19 protein-coding genes are annotated in these 16,357 nt (G+C 65.3%); 12 read left to right on the top strand and 7 right to left on the bottom strand.

Going from position 1 to position 16,357, the window contains the following annotated elements; translation table 11 throughout:
* Window positions 1–59 precede the first annotated feature (59 nt).
* Entirely contained in the window at window positions 60–1,070 is a 1,011-nt protein-coding gene (locus B3446_RS18195) for an acyltransferase (RefSeq protein ID WP_291383847.1), read from the bottom strand.
* Window positions 1,071–1,283: 213 nt separating this feature from the next.
* A complete protein-coding gene (locus B3446_RS18200) occupies window positions 1,284–2,252 on the bottom strand; it encodes a Bug family tripartite tricarboxylate transporter substrate binding protein (RefSeq protein WP_175124668.1) in 969 nt (322 codons plus the stop codon).
* A 168-nt stretch (window positions 2,253–2,420) separates the two neighbouring features.
* Here B3446_RS18200 and B3446_RS18205 point away from each other — a divergent pair, with 168 nt between their 5' ends.
* The 12 genes from B3446_RS18205 to B3446_RS18260 all read left to right on the top strand — a co-directional run bounded on the left by B3446_RS18205 (window position 2,421) and on the right by B3446_RS18260 (window position 12,525).
* Window positions 2,421–3,275 (top strand): IclR family transcriptional regulator, encoded by an 855-nt coding sequence (locus B3446_RS18205; RefSeq protein WP_191576593.1) that lies wholly within the window; start codon window positions 2,421–2,423, stop codon window positions 3,273–3,275.
* Window positions 3,276–3,357: 82 nt separating this feature from the next.
* Entirely contained in the window at window positions 3,358–3,624 is a 267-nt protein-coding gene (locus B3446_RS18210; protein ID WP_056567431.1) for an exodeoxyribonuclease VII small subunit, read from the top strand.
* A gap of 7 nt (window positions 3,625–3,631) precedes the next feature.
* The gene (locus tag B3446_RS18215; protein WP_291383848.1) at window positions 3,632–4,543 is read left to right on the top strand and encodes a polyprenyl synthetase family protein; all 912 of its coding nucleotides are present in this window, start codon (window positions 3,632–3,634) and stop codon (window positions 4,541–4,543) included.
* Window positions 4,544–4,597: 54 nt separating this feature from the next.
* Window positions 4,598–6,460, top strand: coding sequence for a 1-deoxy-D-xylulose-5-phosphate synthase (gene dxs, locus B3446_RS18220; protein WP_291383849.1), 1,863 nt, complete (start codon window positions 4,598–4,600; stop codon window positions 6,458–6,460).
* 210 nt (window positions 6,461–6,670) lie between these two features.
* Complete coding sequence (gene folE2 / locus B3446_RS18225; RefSeq protein ID WP_175124663.1) at window positions 6,671–7,468, top strand: GTP cyclohydrolase FolE2; 798 nt, start codon at window positions 6,671–6,673, stop codon at window positions 7,466–7,468.
* A 6-nt stretch (window positions 7,469–7,474) separates the two neighbouring features.
* Entirely contained in the window at window positions 7,475–8,398 is a 924-nt protein-coding gene (locus B3446_RS18230) for a DUF817 domain-containing protein (protein ID WP_291383850.1), read from the top strand.
* A 186-nt stretch (window positions 8,399–8,584) separates the two neighbouring features.
* Window positions 8,585–8,959, top strand: coding sequence for a 30S ribosomal protein S6 (rpsF, locus tag B3446_RS18235; RefSeq protein ID WP_056322467.1), 375 nt, complete (start codon window positions 8,585–8,587; stop codon window positions 8,957–8,959).
* A gap of 50 nt (window positions 8,960–9,009) precedes the next feature.
* On the top strand, window positions 9,010–9,333 hold the full coding sequence (gene priB, locus B3446_RS18240) for a primosomal replication protein N (RefSeq protein WP_175124661.1): 324 nt from the start codon (window positions 9,010–9,012) through the stop codon (window positions 9,331–9,333).
* Window positions 9,334–9,432: 99 nt separating this feature from the next.
* Window positions 9,433–9,705, top strand: coding sequence for a 30S ribosomal protein S18 (rpsR, locus tag B3446_RS18245; RefSeq protein ID WP_006218308.1), 273 nt, complete (start codon window positions 9,433–9,435; stop codon window positions 9,703–9,705).
* A 14-nt stretch (window positions 9,706–9,719) separates the two neighbouring features.
* The gene (gene rplI, locus B3446_RS18250) at window positions 9,720–10,175 is read left to right on the top strand and encodes a 50S ribosomal protein L9 (RefSeq protein ID WP_175124660.1); all 456 of its coding nucleotides are present in this window, start codon (window positions 9,720–9,722) and stop codon (window positions 10,173–10,175) included.
* 131 nt (window positions 10,176–10,306) lie between these two features.
* On the top strand, window positions 10,307–11,146 hold the full coding sequence (locus tag B3446_RS18255) for an RIO1 family regulatory kinase/ATPase (RefSeq protein WP_191576588.1): 840 nt from the start codon (window positions 10,307–10,309) through the stop codon (window positions 11,144–11,146).
* The gene (locus B3446_RS18260) at window positions 11,143–12,525 is read left to right on the top strand and encodes a replicative DNA helicase (RefSeq protein ID WP_175138791.1); all 1,383 of its coding nucleotides are present in this window, start codon (window positions 11,143–11,145) and stop codon (window positions 12,523–12,525) included. The genes B3446_RS18255 and B3446_RS18260 overlap by 4 nt, the downstream gene beginning before the upstream one ends.
* 76 nt (window positions 12,526–12,601) lie before the next feature.
* Here B3446_RS18260 and B3446_RS18265 read toward each other — a convergent pair whose 3' ends face one another.
* The 5 genes from B3446_RS18265 to B3446_RS18285 form a co-directional block, all read right to left on the bottom strand.
* The gene (locus tag B3446_RS18265) at window positions 12,602–13,579 is read right to left on the bottom strand and encodes a bile acid:sodium symporter family protein (RefSeq protein ID WP_191576587.1); all 978 of its coding nucleotides are present in this window, start codon (window positions 13,577–13,579) and stop codon (window positions 12,602–12,604) included.
* Between the two features lie 138 nt (window positions 13,580–13,717).
* Window positions 13,718–14,698, bottom strand: coding sequence for a 4-hydroxythreonine-4-phosphate dehydrogenase PdxA (gene pdxA / locus B3446_RS18270; protein ID WP_291383851.1), 981 nt, complete (start codon window positions 14,696–14,698; stop codon window positions 13,718–13,720).
* Window positions 14,699–14,764: 66 nt separating this feature from the next.
* Window positions 14,765–15,073, bottom strand: coding sequence for a hypothetical protein (locus B3446_RS18275; protein ID WP_191576585.1), 309 nt, complete (start codon window positions 15,071–15,073; stop codon window positions 14,765–14,767).
* An 82-nt stretch (window positions 15,074–15,155) separates the two neighbouring features.
* Window positions 15,156–15,614 carry an Lrp/AsnC family transcriptional regulator gene (locus B3446_RS18280; protein WP_175124655.1) on the bottom strand — a complete coding sequence of 153 codons (459 nt, stop codon included), beginning with the start codon at window positions 15,612–15,614 and terminating at the stop codon, window positions 15,156–15,158.
* Between the two features lie 79 nt (window positions 15,615–15,693).
* Window positions 15,694–16,299, bottom strand: a complete 606-nt coding sequence (locus tag B3446_RS18285; RefSeq protein WP_313492447.1) for a hypothetical protein — start codon at window positions 16,297–16,299, stop codon at window positions 15,694–15,696.
* Window positions 16,300–16,357 lie beyond the last annotated feature (58 nt).

A 16,357-nucleotide genomic window follows, 5' to 3' on the forward strand; every position in this document is an offset into this window, starting at 1 on the left:
ATCCCGGGGTGGGTTTGACCGCGCGCAAACCGCAATTAACCCTTTATTCCGTAGGTCTTTCAGACGAGCCGGCGGGTGGCCGGATGACGCCGAAGCAACCAGCTGCTGGCGGCCGACAAGGCGAACACCATCATCGTCAGGAGCGGCACCACCCACACATCGCGGTCCTGGCCCGAAAAGGCCCCGACGCGCCGCGCGACATCCAGGAAGACCGGATGAATGAGATAGACGCCAAACGTCAACGGGGCCAGCGCTGCAAGCCTGGGCAACCGAGGTGAGGACACGATCCATTGGAACGCAGCCAGCGACATGAACGGCACCGTCAAGCTGAAGTAGTCGTAGAAGTAGGTGTCCAGCACGTGGCCGTTGGACATGACGGTCACGCCCAACGCGGTCGCGGCCACGGTGGCGGCCAGCATCAGGCCCGGGCGCGGAACGCGCATCTCGCCATCGAAGATCAGACGGCCCGCGACGAAGTAGCCCAGGTAAGGCAGGAACCACGTCAGGAAAAAGCCATGCGGCGCGCCGAGCGCGCGGCGGTACAGGGCGTCTAGAATCGCCACGCCCAGGATGCCGACGACCCACAGCGCGCGTGCCTTCGGCGTGCTGCGCACATACAGCACGCGGACCAGCGGCGCGAACAGGTACAGGCCCACGATCATGTACAGGTACCACAGGTGGTAGTAGGGCTCGCCCTGCGCGACCTTGCGCGGCCAGAACGAAAAATCGATGCGGCCGTCGTCCCACCAGTCCAGCCCCGTGCGCCATGCCAGGTAGAAGAGCGTCCAGAACAGCAGCGGGGCCAGGATGCGCGCAAGACGGCGGCTGTAGAAGCGCCGCGCGTCCTGGGGCTTGTCGGGGTCGAGCAGCAGGGCGCCGCTTACCATCACAAAGACGGGCACGCACCAGCGTGCGGCGGAGTCGTACAGATTGGCGGCCAGCCATGCGCCGCGGCCGTGGGCGGCGGGATCGCTGACGATGAGTGCGGCGCTGTGCAGCAGAACGACGGCCAGCGCAGCCAGCCAGCGGGCTGAGTCCAGGCGGGCATATCGGTCTTCGGTCTGAGGCATCGGGCTCCCGGAATGGTTCGGCGACTGCGCCTTACCTTAGCAGCGACGTGGCGCCGATTTCTGTATCCAGGGGTTAGACCGCGCGTAAAAAACCGACAGGGCCGTGACGGCGCTGTCGGGGGGAAAGGCATGCTCGCGGCAGGGCCGCGGGCACACCGGTCGCGGGCCGGCACTCCGCGAACGTTTTGTCACGAAACCGGCATGAAGGCAGGCTTATTGCAGGACGATGTTGGCTTGCTTGATGAGCTGCGACACGATGGGCTGCTCGGTCTTGATCTGCTTGTCCAGTTCGGCCGCCGTGCCCGAACGCGGGTCGATGCCCATGTCCAGCAGGCGCTTCTTCACCGCTTCGTCCTTCAGCGTTTCGGTCAGCGCGGCCTGCAGGCGCTCGACAACCGGCGCCGGCGTGCCCTTGGGCGCCACGAAGCTGAACCACGCCGTCATGTCGAAAGCGGGATAGCCTTGCTCGGCCAGCGTGCTCACGTTGGGCTCGGTCGCCAGGCGCGTGGGGCTCGTGATCGCAAAGACCTTGACCTTGCCGGCGTCAGCCTGCGGCATGCCGGTCGCCACCATGTCGAAGAACAGGTCCACGTCGCCGCTGATCAGGGCGGGGAGGGCCTGGGTGGCGCCCTTGAAGGGCACATGCAGGATGTCGATGCCGGCGCGTTCCTTGAAGAGTTCGCCGGCCAAGTGCGACGACGTGCCCGGGCCGAAGGTTGCGAACGTCAGCTTGCCCGGATTCTGCTTGGCGTACGCAACGACGTCCTGCGTGCTGTTGAACGGCCGCTTGGGCGAGGACAACAGGACCAGCGGGCCCACGCCGACCATGCCGATCTTGGCGAAGCTGTCCGGGTCGTAGGGCAGTTCCTTGTAGAGATAGCGGTTGGTCACCAGCGTCGAGTTGGTGGCCATGAGGATGGTGTAGCCGTCCGGCGCTTCGCGCGAGACATAGGCCGCGCCAATCGACGTGCCTGCGCCGGCCTTGTTTTCCACGATCATGGACTGGCCCAGGTTCTTGGCCATCCGCTCGGCCAGGACGCGCGTCAGCACGTCGGTGGCGCCGCCCGCCGGGAAGGGCGAGATTACCTTGATCGGTCGGGACGGATACGTATCGGCCTGGGCGCCGAGCGCGGCGGCGCTGAGCACCAGGGTGGCGAGCAGTTTGAAGCTGTTGCGAATCATGTTTTCCCCTTGAAGTCGCATGGTCAGAGTGGATCGCCGGGCCTGGCTTGGCTGACGCGCATATCGTTCACGCCGACGCTTGCCAGGTCTCCTTGGATGTTTTAAATTCCGGAATGTGGAATTTAATTCTGTCTTTCGAAATAAACTATAAAAACGAAGCGTATATAAATGCAACCGTTTTCTGGCGCCAAGCGCATTGCCCTCCCGCCGTCCAAGCCGGACCAGAAGCTTGAACTGAGCCTGCCCGCACGCCGCAAGCGGGCCGCCGGCGCGGGCGAGGGCGCCAATTCGCCCGACTTCATCACGGCGCTGGCGCGCGGCCTGGATGTGTTGCGTTGCTTTCGCCACGGCGTGGCGGCGCTGGGCAATCTGGATCTGGCGCGCCTGACCGGCCTGCCCAAACCCACCATCAGCCGCATCACCTACACGCTGACCGAACTGGGTTACCTGCGCTATCACCCCGACACCGGCAAGTATTCGCCCGGCTACGGCGTGCTGGCGCTGGGATTCGGCCTGCTCGCCGGTCTGGAAGTGCGCGAACTGGCCAAGGCCTCCATGACCGATCTGGCGCGCGAGACCGGCGGCGCGGTGGCGCTTGGCGCTTTCGACGGCGACGCCATGACCTACGTCGAAGCGATCCACGGCTCGTCCGCGCTGTACCTGCGCCTGCCCGTCGGCTACCGCGCCACGCTGGACAGCGCCATGGGGCGTGCGTACCTGGCCAGCCTGCCCGAAGACGAGTGCGACGCCGTCCTCGCGCGTCTGGACCAGGCGGCGCCGGCGCCCGAGGCCATCGTGCGGGCGCGGGCCGAACTGGCGCAGGCCGGCTGCTGCTGCGCGATCGGCGAATGGCAATCCGGCATCAATGCCGTGGCCGTGCCGTTCACGTCCATCACGGGCGAAGGCGTCTTCGTCATGAGCTGCGGCGGGCCGGCCAGCTTGCTGGAGGCTTCGCATCTTCGGGATCACGTCGCTCCGGCGCTCCTGGCGGCGGTGGCGGGCCTGGCGGGCACGCAAGCCTAGGGCATGGGACGCATCCGGGCCACGCCTGGCTATCTCGTACAATTCACGGATTAATCCACCCCCAAGTGCCCCGGAGGCCCGTTTGGCCAAACCCACTCAAGCTGATCCGCAGAACGACGATCGTCCCTTGCCCCAGGATTTCGAAACGGCGCTGGCCGAACTGGAATCACTGGTCGCGGCCATGGAAGACGGATCGCTGCCGCTCGAGCAATCGCTGGCTGCCTACCGGCGCGGCGTGGCGCTCACGCGGGTATGCCAGGATCGCCTGGCGCAGGCCGAGCAGCAGGTCAAGGTCCTCGAAGGCGGCCTGCTGCGGCCGCTGGATCCCGCGGCGCTGGACGACGAATAAGACACCGATGAAGCAAACTCAACTCGCATTTTCCGAGTGGTTGCAAGGCCGTGCGCGCCACGTCGAAGAGGTGCTCGACGACCTGCTGCCCCCGGCGGATCAGGCGCCAGCCCGCTTGCATGAAGCCATGCGCTACGCCGTGCTCGGCGGTGGCAAGCGCGTGCGCGCCGCCCTGGTCTATGCTGCCGGACAGGCCTGCCCCGTCAGCGGCAGCGTGCTAGCCATCGAGGCCTCGCTGGACCGCGCGGCGGCCGCCGTCGAACTGATCCACGCCTACTCGCTGATCCACGACGATCTGCCCTGCATGGACGACGACACGCTGCGCCGTGGCCGTCCCACCACGCATGTGCAGTTCGACGAAGCCACCGCCATGCTGGCGGGCGATGCGCTGCAGCCGCTGGCATTCGAACTGATCGCGTCCATGCCGATTGCCCCGGCGCTGATCGTCCAGGCCACCCAGTCGCTGGCCCGCGCGGCGGGCAGCCAGGGCATGGCGGGCGGGCAGGCGATCGACCTGTTCAGCGTCGGCCGCTCGCTGTCGCGCGATGAACTGCAAATGATGCACGGCATGAAGACCGGCGCCATGCTGGCGTGCAGCGTGGCGTTGGGCGGCATCGTGGCGGGCGCCAGCTCGGCATCGCGGCAGGCGCTGGACGCCTACGCGCAGGCCATGGGCCTGGCGTTCCAGGTGGTCGACGATATTCTTGACGTCACCGCGGACAGCGCCAGCCTGGGCAAGACGCCGGGCAAGGACGCCGCCGAAAACAAGCCTACGTACGTTTCCCTGCTGGGCCTGGACGAAGCCCGGGCCTTTGCCGAGGAACTGCGCGTGGCGGCGCTGGCTGCCCTGGCGCCGCTGGGTGACGCCGGCGCGCGTCTGGCCCAGCTTGCCGATTTCATCGTTCTTCGAGACCGCTGATCCGAGATCAGCCCGGCCTTCTTGGTAGGCCGGGCCAACGAACCCCATAAAAGCATGACGACAGATTTACTGGACCGTATTCAATCGCCGGCTGACCTCAAGCGCCTGGATCGTCGCGAACTGAAAAAGCTTGCCGATGAACTGCGCGGCTTTGTGCTGGAGTCGGTGTCCAAAACGGGCGGACACCTGTCGTCCAACCTGGGCACCGTCGAACTCACGCTGGCGCTGCACCAGGTGTTCGACACGCCGCACGACCGCATCGTGTGGGACGTGGGTCATCAGTCCTATCCGCACAAGATTCTGACGGGACGCCGGGCCGGCATGGCCAAGTTGCGCCAGCAAGGTGGCATTTCGGGCTTCCCCAAGCGCAGCGAATCCGAGTACGACGCCTTCGGCACCGCGCATTCGTCCACGTCGATCTCCGCGGCCCTGGGCATGGCGGTGGCCTCGCGCAATGCGGGCGAACAGCGCCAGCACATTGCCGTGATCGGCGACGGCGCCATGTCCGCGGGCATGGCGTTCGAGGCCATGAACAACGCGGGCGTCACGCCCGACATCAACCTGCTGGTGATCCTGAACGACAACGACATGTCGATCTCGCCGCCGGTGGGGGCGCTGAACCGCTATCTGGCGCGCTTGATGTCCGGACGCTTCTACGCCACGGCCAAGAACGTGGGGCGGGCGGTGCTGCAGCACGTGCCGCCGGTGCTTGAGCTGGCGCGCCGCTTCGAGGAGCACGCCAAGGGCATGGTCACGCCCGCCACGCTGTTCGAAGAGTTCGGCTTCAATTACGTGGGCCCCATCGATGGCCATGACCTGGACGCACTGGTTCCCACACTGCAGAACCTGAAGGCTCTCGAAGGCCTGCAGTTCCTGCACGTCGTCACGCGCAAGGGCCAGGGCTACAAGCTGGCCGAAGCCGATCCCGTGCTTTATCACGGTCCCGGCAAGTTCGATCCGGCGGTCGGCATCCAGCAATCGAAGGCGCCGGGCAAGCGCACCTTCACGCAGGTGTTCGGCACGTGGCTGTGCGACACGGCGCAGCAGGATGCGCGCCTTGTGGCCGTCACGCCCGCCATGCGCGAAGGCAGCGGCCTGGTCGAATTCGAACAGCGCTTCCCGCAGCGGTATTTCGACGTGGGCATCGCCGAACAGCATGCTGTCACGTTCGCCGCGGGCGTGGCGTGCGAGGGCCAGAAGCCGGTCGTCGCCATCTATTCCACCTTCATGCAACGCGGCTACGACCAGTTCATCCATGACGTCGCCCTGCAGAACCTGGACGTCACGTTTGCGCTGGACCGCGCCGGCATCGTGGGTGCGGACGGCGCCACGCACGCCGGCAATTACGACATCGCCTTCCTGCGCTGCGTGCCGAACATGGTGGTGGCCACGCCTTCCGACGAAAACGAAACCCGTCTGCTTCTGTCGACCTGTTATCAGCACCCTGGTCCGGCATCGGTGCGTTACCCGCGTGGCGCGGGCTGCGGCGCGGCCGAAAGTCAGGGCCTGGATACCGTTGAACTGGGCAAGGGCGTCGTCCGCCGCGAAGGCAAGAAAATCGCCATCCTGGGCTTTGGCACGCTGGTGCAGGCGGCGCTGGGCGCCGCCGGCAAGCTGGATGCCACCGTCGCCGACATGCGCTTCGCCAAACCGATCGACCGCGACCTGATCCTGGATCTGGCCAGTCGCCACGACGCGCTCGTCACCCTGGAAGACGCCTGCATCATGGGCGGCGCGGGCAGCGCGGTACTCGAAGTGCTGAGCGCCGCGGGCGTGCTGATTCCGGTGCTGCAGCTTGGCCTGCCGGATGAATTCATCGACCACGGCGAACAATCGGCCCTGCTGGTGGGGCTCGGTCTGGATGCCGCGGGCATCGAGCAGTCGATCCGCGCGCGCTACGCCGACCTGTTGAAGTGATCCGGCCGGTTTGACCCCGGCTGATCCTTGCGGCCGAGGGCATGCGCCTTCGGCCGCAAGGATGAAACACACTGTTCCGGCCCCGCCCGCATGGGCGCCGTAGGGTTACCCCTTCTCATTGCGCGTGGCTGGGCGATAATTAGCCCCTTCTCAAGACAACCGGGCCAGCGCGTTGCTCAATGGCGGACCGGCCCGGACAGGTAAGCCGAAATGAATTCTCCGATCGACCCCGCCATCGTGATGCCCGACGTCCAGAGCGCCACGGACACGCGGCATATCCCGATCCAGCGCGTTGGCATCCGCGGCGTGCGTCATCCCATGCTGGTCCAGAGCGGCGACGGCTCGGCGCAAGGCACGGTGGCCAGCTGGACGCTGACCGTGGCCCTGCCGCCCGAAGAAAAGGGCACGCACATGTCCCGCTTCGTGGCCCTGCTCGAAAAATACCGCACCACGGCCATGACGCCGGCGCTGTTCCGCACCATGGCGGCCGACATGCTGCCGCTGCTGCATGCCGAACGCGGCGACATCACGGCATCGTTCCCGTACTTCATCAACAAGTCCGCGCCGATCTCCGGCGTGCAGAGCCTGCTGGACTACGAGGTCCAGTGGATCGCGCGCGCACAGGCCGACCGCGTCGAATTCGAGCTCGTGGTCCAGGTGCCAGTCACCAGCCTGTGCCCGTGTTCGAAGGCCATCTCCGAATACGGCGCGCACAACCAGCGTTCGCACGTCACGGTGTCGGCCATTCTGAATGAAGACATCTCGATGGACGGCGTGATCCGCCTGATCGAGGACGAAGGCTCGTGCGAACTGTGGGGCCTGCTCAAGCGCCCTGACGAAAAGTTCGTCACCGAACGCGCCTACGACAATCCCAAGTTCGTCGAGGACCTGGTACGCGACGTGGCGGCCCGCCTGAACGCGCATCCCGGCATCGCGCGCTATCGCGTCGAAGCCGAAAACTTCGAGTCCATCCACAACCACTCGGCCTACGCCGTCGTCGAAGGCTGAGCGCTCGTGCGCCATCCGGCGGCCAGCGACTGGCCGCTCATCGCCGATCTGCAGCAATGGGAAGCGCGGCTGGCCAGCAATCTGGCGAGCCGCGGCCGCTTTGGCGTGGCGCTTTACGAGTTCTTCCGCTTCGGCGTGAAGCAGGCCTGGGCGTGCCTGTTCGGTGGCCTGATGTGCGCGCTGCTGCTGGGCACGCACTGGTGGTATCCCAAGGATGCCGCGTTGGCGCGCTACGACTTCCTGACGCTCGCCGCGCTCGGCATCCAGGCCGCGCTGCTCGCGGTGCGCATGGAAACCTGGAGCGAAGCGCGCGTGATCCTGATGTTCCATGTGGTCGGCACCTGCATGGAAATCTTCAAGACCGCCGCCGGCTCGTGGATCTATCCCGAAGCCAGCGTGCTGCGCATCGGCGGCGTGCCGCTTTTCACGGGCTTCATGTACGCCGCGGTGGGCAGCTACCTGGCACGCGTGTGGCGGCTGTTCGATTTCCGCTTTCGCGCGCATCCGCCGCTGGCCGCCACCGCCGTGTTGTCGGTGCTGATCTACGTGAACTTCTTCGCGCACCATTACGTGATGGACTTCCGATGGGCGCTGTTCGCCATGACCGCCGTCCTGTTCGCGCGCACGTGGGTGTATTTCCGGATCTGGCAGGTTTACCGGCGCATGCCGCTGTTGCTGGGCTTCGTGCTGGTGGCGCTTTTCATCTGGTTTGCCGAGAACATCGGCACCTTCGCCAATGCGTGGCGCTATCCCAACCAGGCGCAGGTCTGGCAGGCCGTGTCCATCGCCAAGCTGGGTTCCTGGTTCCTGCTCATGATCATCAGCTACGTCATGGTCAGCGCCGTCAACCGGCCGCGGGCGATCACCGCCGCCGACCTGCCTGCAACTGGCGGGCAGGAACCTGCCCGAAACGCGTCCCTTATTTCTTAAGCCTACGCCGGCTTGCAAGCGACCGCCCAATCGGTGATAATCGAGAGCTTTCTTGCTCGACCACCCATGGTTTTTGGGTAGCGGGCTGCCCCTTGCGGCGAAACGTCAATGATGTTGATCCACCCATGATGGAAAGCGCGGGTGCAAGACGTTTGGCCAGCAAGACATCCTCAAGGAGTTTTACTCATGCGTCACTACGAAGTAGTGTTTATTGTTCACCCCGACCAAAGCGAGCAAGTGCCCGCCATGGTCGAGCGTTACCAAGCGCTGGTCACGGGCCAAGGCGGCTCGATCCATCGCCTGGAAGACTGGGGCCGCCGTCAACTGGCCTACCCGATCCAGAAGCTCGTCAAGGCTCACTACGTCTGCCTGAACATCGAGTGCGGCCAAGCCACGCTGGATGAGCTGGAACACTCGTTCCGCTACAACGACGCCGTGCTGCGCCACCTGGTCATCAAGACCAAGAAGGCCCAGACCACCCCGTCGATCATGATGAAGTCGGTCGAGCGCGAAGAAGCCCGCAAGGCTTCGGCGGAAGCTGCTCCGGCTCAGGCCGAGTAAGCAGGCTCACGCAGAGCTCATTGCATCAAGTCCCCTCGGTACCAGGCAGGATGAACAAGCTGGAACTCAGCGCCCGCGTTCTCGAATGCGAGCCTTTGCGCCACACACCCGCCGGTTTGCCAGCGCTGGAAATGCTGCTGGCGCACGAGTCGGAAGTCATCGAAGCCGGCCACCCGCGCCGTGTCGAACTGACGATTTCCGCCGTGGCACTGGGAGATCTGGCGCTGCTCTTGAGAAACACCGCGTTAGGGTCTGAATTGCTGGTGCAGGGGTTTTTGGCTCCCGCCCGCAAGGACTCGGTGAAGATCAAGCTGCATCTGCAGCAGGCGCGCAAGATCAGCGGAAGCGCTGGACGCGATCCGCAGGTGGCCTGAAGGCAATGAGACACAGGGTGCGAGAGCGCCTTCTGAATTCGGATAGGTTATGGGGAAGTGGGCATTGACCCAGTCCCCTCAAACATAAAGGCACATATCATGGCTTTCTTCGGAAAACGCAAAGAAAAACGCAAATTCACGCAGCAGAACCCGCTCTTCAAGCGTCGTAAGTTCTGCCGCTTCACCGCAGCCGGCGTCGAAGAGATCGACTACAAGGATCTGGACACCCTGCGCGACTTCGTGCAAGAAAACGGCAAGATCATCCCGGCTCGCCTGACCGGCACCAAGGCAATCTACCAGCGCCAGCTGGACACCGCCATCAAGCGCGCGCGCTTCCTGGCTCTGTTGCCTTACACCGACAACCACAACTAATCCGGGGCACTGAAATGCAAGTTATTCTGCTCGAAAAAGTCGTCAACCTGGGCAACCTGGGTGAAGTCGTGCGTGTGCGTGATGGCTACGCCCGCAACTTCCTGATTCCCCAGAAGAAGGCCCGTCGCGCAACCGACGCCGCCCTGAAGGAATTCGAAGCCCGCCGCGCCGAGCTGGAAAAGGTCCAGGCTGAAAAGCTGGCCGCTTCCCAAGCCCTGGGCGAGCGCCTGAACGGCTACCAGCTCAAGATCGTTCAGAAGGCCGGCGTTGACGGTCGTCTGTTCGGTTCGGTCACCAACGCCGACATCGCCGAAGGTCTGAAGAAGGCTTCGTTCGAAGCCGTCGAAAAGGCCCAAGTGCGTCTGCCCAATGGCCAACTGAAGGCCATCGGCGAGTACCCGGTCCAGGTCGCTCTGCACGCCGACGTCGTGGTCGACATCACGGTTCTGGTCGAAGGCGAACTGTCCTGATCCGGCAGTCGCGGTAAAAAGAAGCCGGCCCGCGTGCCGGCTTTTTTTCTTTTTTCAGCCAAGTGCCGATTTCGTGTTGAATGGTGCGCGGCGACGCACCTTTGTTTTACGCTGTCATTCCCGAGGACCTCTTGACTCATCCGCCTGTCCATCACAACGCGCCGCCCGGTCTGCGAGCCTGGCTCGACAGCGTGGATGCGTCGCGTGAACCTTCGGTGCGGGATGTGACGATAGATGGCGTGCGCTGCATCATCAAGCGGCGCCGGCCCGGCATCCTGCAGAGCGCGAGCTATGTGCTGCGCTACGTGCGCGCCTTGTTCCTCGCTGTGGGCTGCAAGGTCTTCCTTGGCGAGTTTCCGCGCCCCAGCGTGCTGTTGCGCAATGGCCTGGCCCACGAAGGGCAGCGCCTGGCGCAGTTGCTGGAAGCGGGGACGCGCGTCCCCGAGGTGTGGTGGCGAGAGCAGAACCTGCTGGTGCTTGAGTTCGTGGGCGAAGACCTGGCGGACCTCATCCGCAACGAAGACTCCACCTCGCGCATGTGGCTCGCGCGCGCCGCGGCGGCCGATCTGGCCGCTTTCCATGCCCGCGGCATGTGGCATGGCGGGGCGCAGATCCGCAACGTTACGCTGCGCGATGGCGAGATCTGGCGCATCGACTTCGAGGAAAACATCGGCGCGACGCTGTCGCGGCCGCTGGCGCAGGCATATGACCTGTTCCAGATGCTGGCCTCGCTGGTGTCGCTGCGCAAATTGGGCGATGCAGATGCGCGCACGCTGGGCAAGCTGGCGCTCGATGTCTACCTGGACTGCAATCCCGACCCCGAGGTCAGGGCCCGCTTAAAGCGCCTGGCGCGCGTGCTGTGCGGCATCGCCATGCCACTGCGTCCCATCCTTGCCCGATTCCCCTCACGCGACATCCAAGGGTTTTTCCGCGTCGCGGATATCCTGCAGCCGTTACTATTGAAGCCATGAACACACCCGCCGATTCCCAGCTCGAGTACCTGCGCGTCCCCCCGCATTCCATCGAGGCGGAGCAGTCGGTCCTGGGCGGGCTGATGCTGGACAACGCTGCCTGGGACCGTATCGCGGATGTGCTTCTCGAAGAAGACTTCTATCGTCACGACCACCGGCTGATCTGGCACCACATTGCGCGCTTGATCGGTCTGGCGCGTCCGGCCGACGTCATCACCGTGCACGAGTCCCTCGTCAGCGCGGGCAAGGCCGAAGAGTCCGGCGGGCTGGCTTACCTGAATGCCCTGGCGCACAACACGCCGTCGGCCGCCAACATCCGCCGGTACGGCGAGATCGTGCGCGAGCGCGCCATGCTGCGCAAGCTAGTGTCCATCGCGGACGAAATCTCCTCGGCCGCCATGAATCCGCAGGGCAAGGAAGCGCGCCAGCTGCTGGACGAGGCCGAATCCAAGGTGTTCAAGATCGCCCAGGAAGGCGCGCGCGGCGCGGCCGGCTTCCAGGAGATTCAACCGCTCCTGACGCAGGTGGTCGAGCGCATCGACGAGCTCTACCACCGCGAGAGCACGTCCGACGTGACGGGCGTGCCCACGGGCTTCACCGACCTGGACAAGATGACGTCCGGCATGCAGGGCGGCGACCTGATCATCGTGGCCGGCCGCCCCTCCATGGGCAAGACGTCGTTCTCCATGAACATCGGAGAGCACGTCGCCATCGAAGAAGGCCTGCCCGTGGCGGTGTTCTCCATGGAAATGGGCGCGGTGCAGCTCGCCATGCGTATGCTGGGTTCCGTGGGCCTCTTGGACCAGCACCGCATGCGTACCGGCAAGCTGATCGCCGAAGACTGGCCGCGCGTCACGCACGCCGTGCAGCTCATGCAGGATGCGCAGGTCTACATCGACGAATCGCCGGCGCTCAGCCCCATGGAAGTGCGCGCCCGCGCGCGCCGTCTGGCGCGCCAGTGCGGCCAGCTTGGCCTCATCATCATCGACTACCTGCAGCTCATGTCCGGCAACGGTTCCGGCGAAAACCGGGCCACCGAAGTGTCGGAAATCAGCCGCTCGCTCAAGGGCCTGGCCAAGGAACTGAATTGCCCGCTGATCGCGCTGTCGCAGCTCAACCGAAGCCTGGAACAGCGCCCCAACAAGCGCCCCGTCATGAGCGACCTGCGCGAATCCGGCGCAATCGAACAGGATGCGGACGTGATCCTGTTCATCTACCGCGACGAGGTCTACAACCCCGACTCGCCGGACAAGGGCACGGCCGAGATCATCATCGGCAAGCAGCGTAACGGCCCGATCGGCACGGTGCGCCTGACGTTCCAGGGTTCCAGCACACGCTTCCTGAACTTCTCCGGCGCACAGCCGCGGGACATGTACTGATTCCGGCATCCGCCACGCCCCCCAAAAAAAAACCGCGCTTCCTGGGAGCGCGGTTTTTTTTTGTTCGTGACGGCGATCAGTGCGTGGCGTCGGGCCGCTTGCCGTAGCGTGCCGCCAGCACGCCGCAGACCATGAGCTGGATCTGGTGGAACAGCATCAGCGGCAGCACCACCGCACCCACGGCGTGACCGGCGAACAGCACCTGGGCCATTGGAATGCCGCTGGCCAGGCTTTTCTTCGAGCCGCAGAAGAGCAGCGTGATGCGGTCTTCGATGCTGAAGCCGAACAGCCGGCCGGCCAGTGCGGACAGGCCCAGCGCCAGCGCCAGGATCACGCCGCAGCTCACGACCAGGCCGACCAGCGCGGGGATCGGGGTGCTGCTCCACAGGCCTTCATTGATAGCCTCGGAGAACGCCGTGTAGACCACCAGCAGGATAGAGCCCTGGTCCACGAACTTCAGCATGGCTTTGCGCTTGTGCACCCACGCGCCGATCCATCGCCGCGCGAACTGGCCCAGCACGAACGGCAGGAGCAGTTGCAGCATGATCTTGCCGACGGCGTCGAACGAGATCGGCGCGCTGCCGGCGTTGGCCACGACCGTGCCGACCAGCAGGGGCGTGAGGAAGATGCCCAGCAGGCTGGAGGCCGACGCGCTGCACACCGCGGCGGGCACGTTGCCGCGCGCCATGGAGGTGAACGCGATGGCCGATTGCACGGTGGCAGGCAGGCAGCACAGGAACAGGATGCCCAGGTAGAGCTCCGGGGTAACCAGCGGTTCCAGCACGGGTTGCAGCGCCAGCCCCAGCAGCGGGAACATCAGGAACGTGGCCGAGAAGATGGTCAGGTGCAGCTTCCAGTGCGTGAGGCCGGCGATGATGGCCTCGCGCGAAAGGCGCGCCCCGTGCAGGAAGAACAGCAGGCCGACGGCCACGTTGGTGATCCAGCCGAACACCACCACGCCTTGCCCATGGGCAGGCAGGAAGCTGGCGATGATGACGGTGCAGATCAGGTAGAGGGTGAAGCGGTCGGGCAGAAGTCGAACGAGGCGGGACATGGGAAGGGAGGAAGAACGGAAAAGCGGCGGCGCAGGGCGCCGGAAACGGGGCGTATTGTAGACCCGCACCGTTGCGGCCCCGTCGCCAGGGGGCCGTAAGCGTCCGCGCGCTGAGGCAGTCTGCGGATCTTTACGCGCTCAAGGCGTCATCGCCAGCGCCAGATCGAACGCTTCCACCAGCGACGCGTGGTCGGCCACGCCCTGACCGGCGATGTCGAATGCGGTGCCGTGGTCCACGCTCGTGCGCACGAACGGCAGGCCGACGGTGACGTTCACGCCGTGATCCAGGCCCAGATACTTCACCGGGATGAGGCCTTGGTCGTGGTATTGCGCCACCACGATGTCGAACTCTCCGCGGCGTGCGCGCATGAAGACGGTATCGCCCGGCCAGGGGCCACTGGCATCGATGCCTTCCGCGCGGGCGGCGGCGATGGCCGGTTCGATGATGTCCATGTCTTCGCGGCCGAACTTGCCGCCTTCGCCCGCATGCGGATTCAAGCCCGCGACGGCGACGCGCGGCTGCGCGATGCCCATCTGGCGGCAGGCGCGGTCCGCAAGCCGCATCGCGGTCAATTCGGCCTGCGGCGTGATGCGCGCCATGACCTCGGCCAGTGCGACGTGGATGGTCACCAGCAGCACGCGCAGCTCATTGTTGGCCAGCATCATCGCAAAGTCCTGCGTGCCGGATCGGTCCGCCAGGATTTCGGTGTGGCCCGGATAGTCGATGCCGGCCTCGTGCATGGACTTCTTGTTGAGCGGGGCGGTCACGATGGCGCGGATGTGTCCGGCAAGCGCATCGTCGATGGCCGCGCACACATAATCGTAGGCGCCGCGGCCCGCCAGGGCGCTGACCTTACCCAGCGGCAGGTCGGCGGGCAGGGTGGGGCTGCAGGCCACCACCTGGATACCAGCCGCGTCCGGACGGGCCTGGCTGATGTCCGCGATCTCGGTGATATCCAGGCGGGCGCCCAATTGCGTCGCCGCGCGGCGCAGCGCGCCAGCATCGCCATACACCACACAGGGCGCGCCCAATCCCTGCGCACAGGCCTTGACGACGATTTCGGGACCGATGCCGGCGGCATCGCCCATGGTGATGCCCACGGGCAGGAGAGTGTTCACGGTGCTGGCAAAAAGAGAGGGGATACGCGAAATGCTACACCCGAAGCCGGGCGCCGCCGTGGGCGTTTACTGCGCGGTGTTCTTGGGAGGATCGATGGGCGCGCATTCGAACGTGACCGTGGCGCGCTTGGAACCCAGGCCGGTGGCATGGTTGGACGTCACGCTGGGCTTGACCAGCTTGCGGCCGAGCGACTGGCAGTGCTGGTCGGCGCGCTGCAATGCCTGGTTCTTGATCTCGACCCAGCTCAGCAATTGCGTGCCGGAACTGTAGGTGACGCTGTATTGGTCCTTGTTGACGGACGTGACCTCGCTCATGCTGGAACATGCAGTCAACAGGGCGAGGAGGGCGGCGGCAGGGGCAAGGCGAGCAAGCATGAAAAATCCAGGATTCGCGACAGGCCTCATTACACCACCATGTGGCGTCCGCCGGAAAGACGCGCGCGGGACGCGTGGCGGCTCAGGGAGCGGCAACCGCGCTGCGCCGATCAACCTTGCGGCTGAGCACGATCGAGGTCTGGGTCTGCTTGACGCCATCGATAAGTCCGATACGGTCCAGCAGCGCGTCCAGTTGTTCGTGGGTCTCGCAGCGCAGAAAGATCAGGTAGTCGTAGGGACCGCTGACCGATGACACCTCCTCGACCTCCGGCATCCGCTCCAGTTCACGGATCACGGCGGCCGGCGTCTTGGGCAGCACGCTGATGAAGCAATAGGCGCGCACCGCCGCCTCTTCCAGCAGCCGGCCCAGCCGCACGCCGTAGCCGGAAACGATGCTCTCGCGCTCCAGCCGCGCGATGCGCGCCACCACGGTGGTGCGCGCCAGGCCGAGCTTGCGCGCGAGGATGGCGGCGGGTTCGCGCGCATTGGCCTGCAGAAGGCTCAGCAGTTGCCGGTCGATGGCGTCAAGTCGTTCGTTCATGCGATGAGCGATGGCGTTGAGCAGGAAGGCGAAGTGGCGACGGTACAGGCGCCAGCCTGCCCGCGTCAATGCGTTGCCGCTAGCCGTCGGACTCGGGCGGAATGCCGCCGTGATAGATGCGGCCGTCGAACTCGAAGCGCGTGATGGTCTTGTGCGCGGCATCGAAGATGCGGTCACGGCTGGCGGCGTCCAGGCCGTCGTGGTCCGCAAAGCTGAAGCGGCACAGGTCGATGTCGCTGTCATAGAACGCGCTGTGCACGAAGCGGCTGACATCCGATTCGTGCGCAAAATGGGCGAACTCGCGCAGTTGCTCCATTTCGTGGAACGAGCCGTTGCGGCTGACCAGCAGCATGCCGAACTTGCGTTCTTCGTCTGCCATCGGTTCCGGCGGCGGCGCCGTGCCATCGCCGTGCGGATCCTGGCAATCGAAAAGCGCGCCGGCCTCACGCATGGCGGCCAGCACGCGTTGCCATTCCGGTTCTTCCAGCGTCAGACGGGCCATCATATAGAACAGCCGTTGCCGGCCCAGCGTGCGAGGTTCCGGCCCGCCCACATAACTGGGCCATGGTGTCGAGGCGTCCAGTCCGGCCAGCTCGGCCATTCTGCTGTCGGGATAGCCCAGCCTGTCCTGCAGCCGTTGCAGCGACTGGGCGCTTGGCGGGACATAGTTCTGGATCGTTTTCATGTGCGCGCTCCGGTTGAGCCGGGCGCCCGGAGACAGCGCCGGCGGCGTGCGCCGCGGG

Source organism: Achromobacter sp. UBA5777, from assembly GCF_002418565.1.
Classification (GTDB): Bacteria; Pseudomonadota; Gammaproteobacteria; order Burkholderiales; family Burkholderiaceae_B; genus Achromobacter; species Achromobacter animicus.

Bases quoted from the DNA above. Each gene is read 5' to 3' on its own strand.
- dxs (WP_291383849.1), top strand. From the start codon at position 4,598: ATGACGACAGATTTACTGGACCGTATTCAATCGCCGGCTGACCTCAAG.
- rplI (WP_175124660.1), top strand. From the start codon at position 9,720: ATGCAAGTTATTCTGCTCGAAAAAGTCGTCAACCTGGGCAACCTGGGT.
- rpsR (WP_006218308.1), top strand. From the start codon at position 9,433: ATGGCTTTCTTCGGAAAACGCAAAGAAAAACGCAAATTCACGCAGCAG.
- B3446_RS18200 (WP_175124668.1), bottom strand. From the start codon at position 2,252: ATGATTCGCAACAGCTTCAAACTGCTCGCCACCCTGGTGCTCAGCGCC.
- B3446_RS18285 (WP_313492447.1), bottom strand. From the start codon at position 16,299: ATGAAAACGATCCAGAACTATGTCCCGCCAAGCGCCCAGTCGCTGCAA.
- folE2 (WP_175124663.1), top strand. From the start codon at position 6,671: ATGAATTCTCCGATCGACCCCGCCATCGTGATGCCCGACGTCCAGAGC.
- B3446_RS18275 (WP_191576585.1), bottom strand. From the start codon at position 15,073: ATGCTTGCTCGCCTTGCCCCTGCCGCCGCCCTCCTCGCCCTGTTGACT.
- rpsF (WP_056322467.1), top strand. From the start codon at position 8,585: ATGCGTCACTACGAAGTAGTGTTTATTGTTCACCCCGACCAAAGCGAG.
- B3446_RS18195 (WP_291383847.1), bottom strand. From the start codon at position 1,070: ATGCCTCAGACCGAAGACCGATATGCCCGCCTGGACTCAGCCCGCTGG.
- priB (WP_175124661.1), top strand. From the start codon at position 9,010: ATGAACAAGCTGGAACTCAGCGCCCGCGTTCTCGAATGCGAGCCTTTG.
- B3446_RS18215 (WP_291383848.1), top strand. From the start codon at position 3,632: ATGAAGCAAACTCAACTCGCATTTTCCGAGTGGTTGCAAGGCCGTGCG.
- B3446_RS18205 (WP_191576593.1), top strand. From the start codon at position 2,421: ATGCAACCGTTTTCTGGCGCCAAGCGCATTGCCCTCCCGCCGTCCAAG.
- B3446_RS18280 (WP_175124655.1), bottom strand. From the start codon at position 15,614: ATGAACGAACGACTTGACGCCATCGACCGGCAACTGCTGAGCCTTCTG.
- B3446_RS18265 (WP_191576587.1), bottom strand. From the start codon at position 13,579: ATGTCCCGCCTCGTTCGACTTCTGCCCGACCGCTTCACCCTCTACCTG.
- B3446_RS18260 (WP_175138791.1), top strand. From the start codon at position 11,143: ATGAACACACCCGCCGATTCCCAGCTCGAGTACCTGCGCGTCCCCCCG.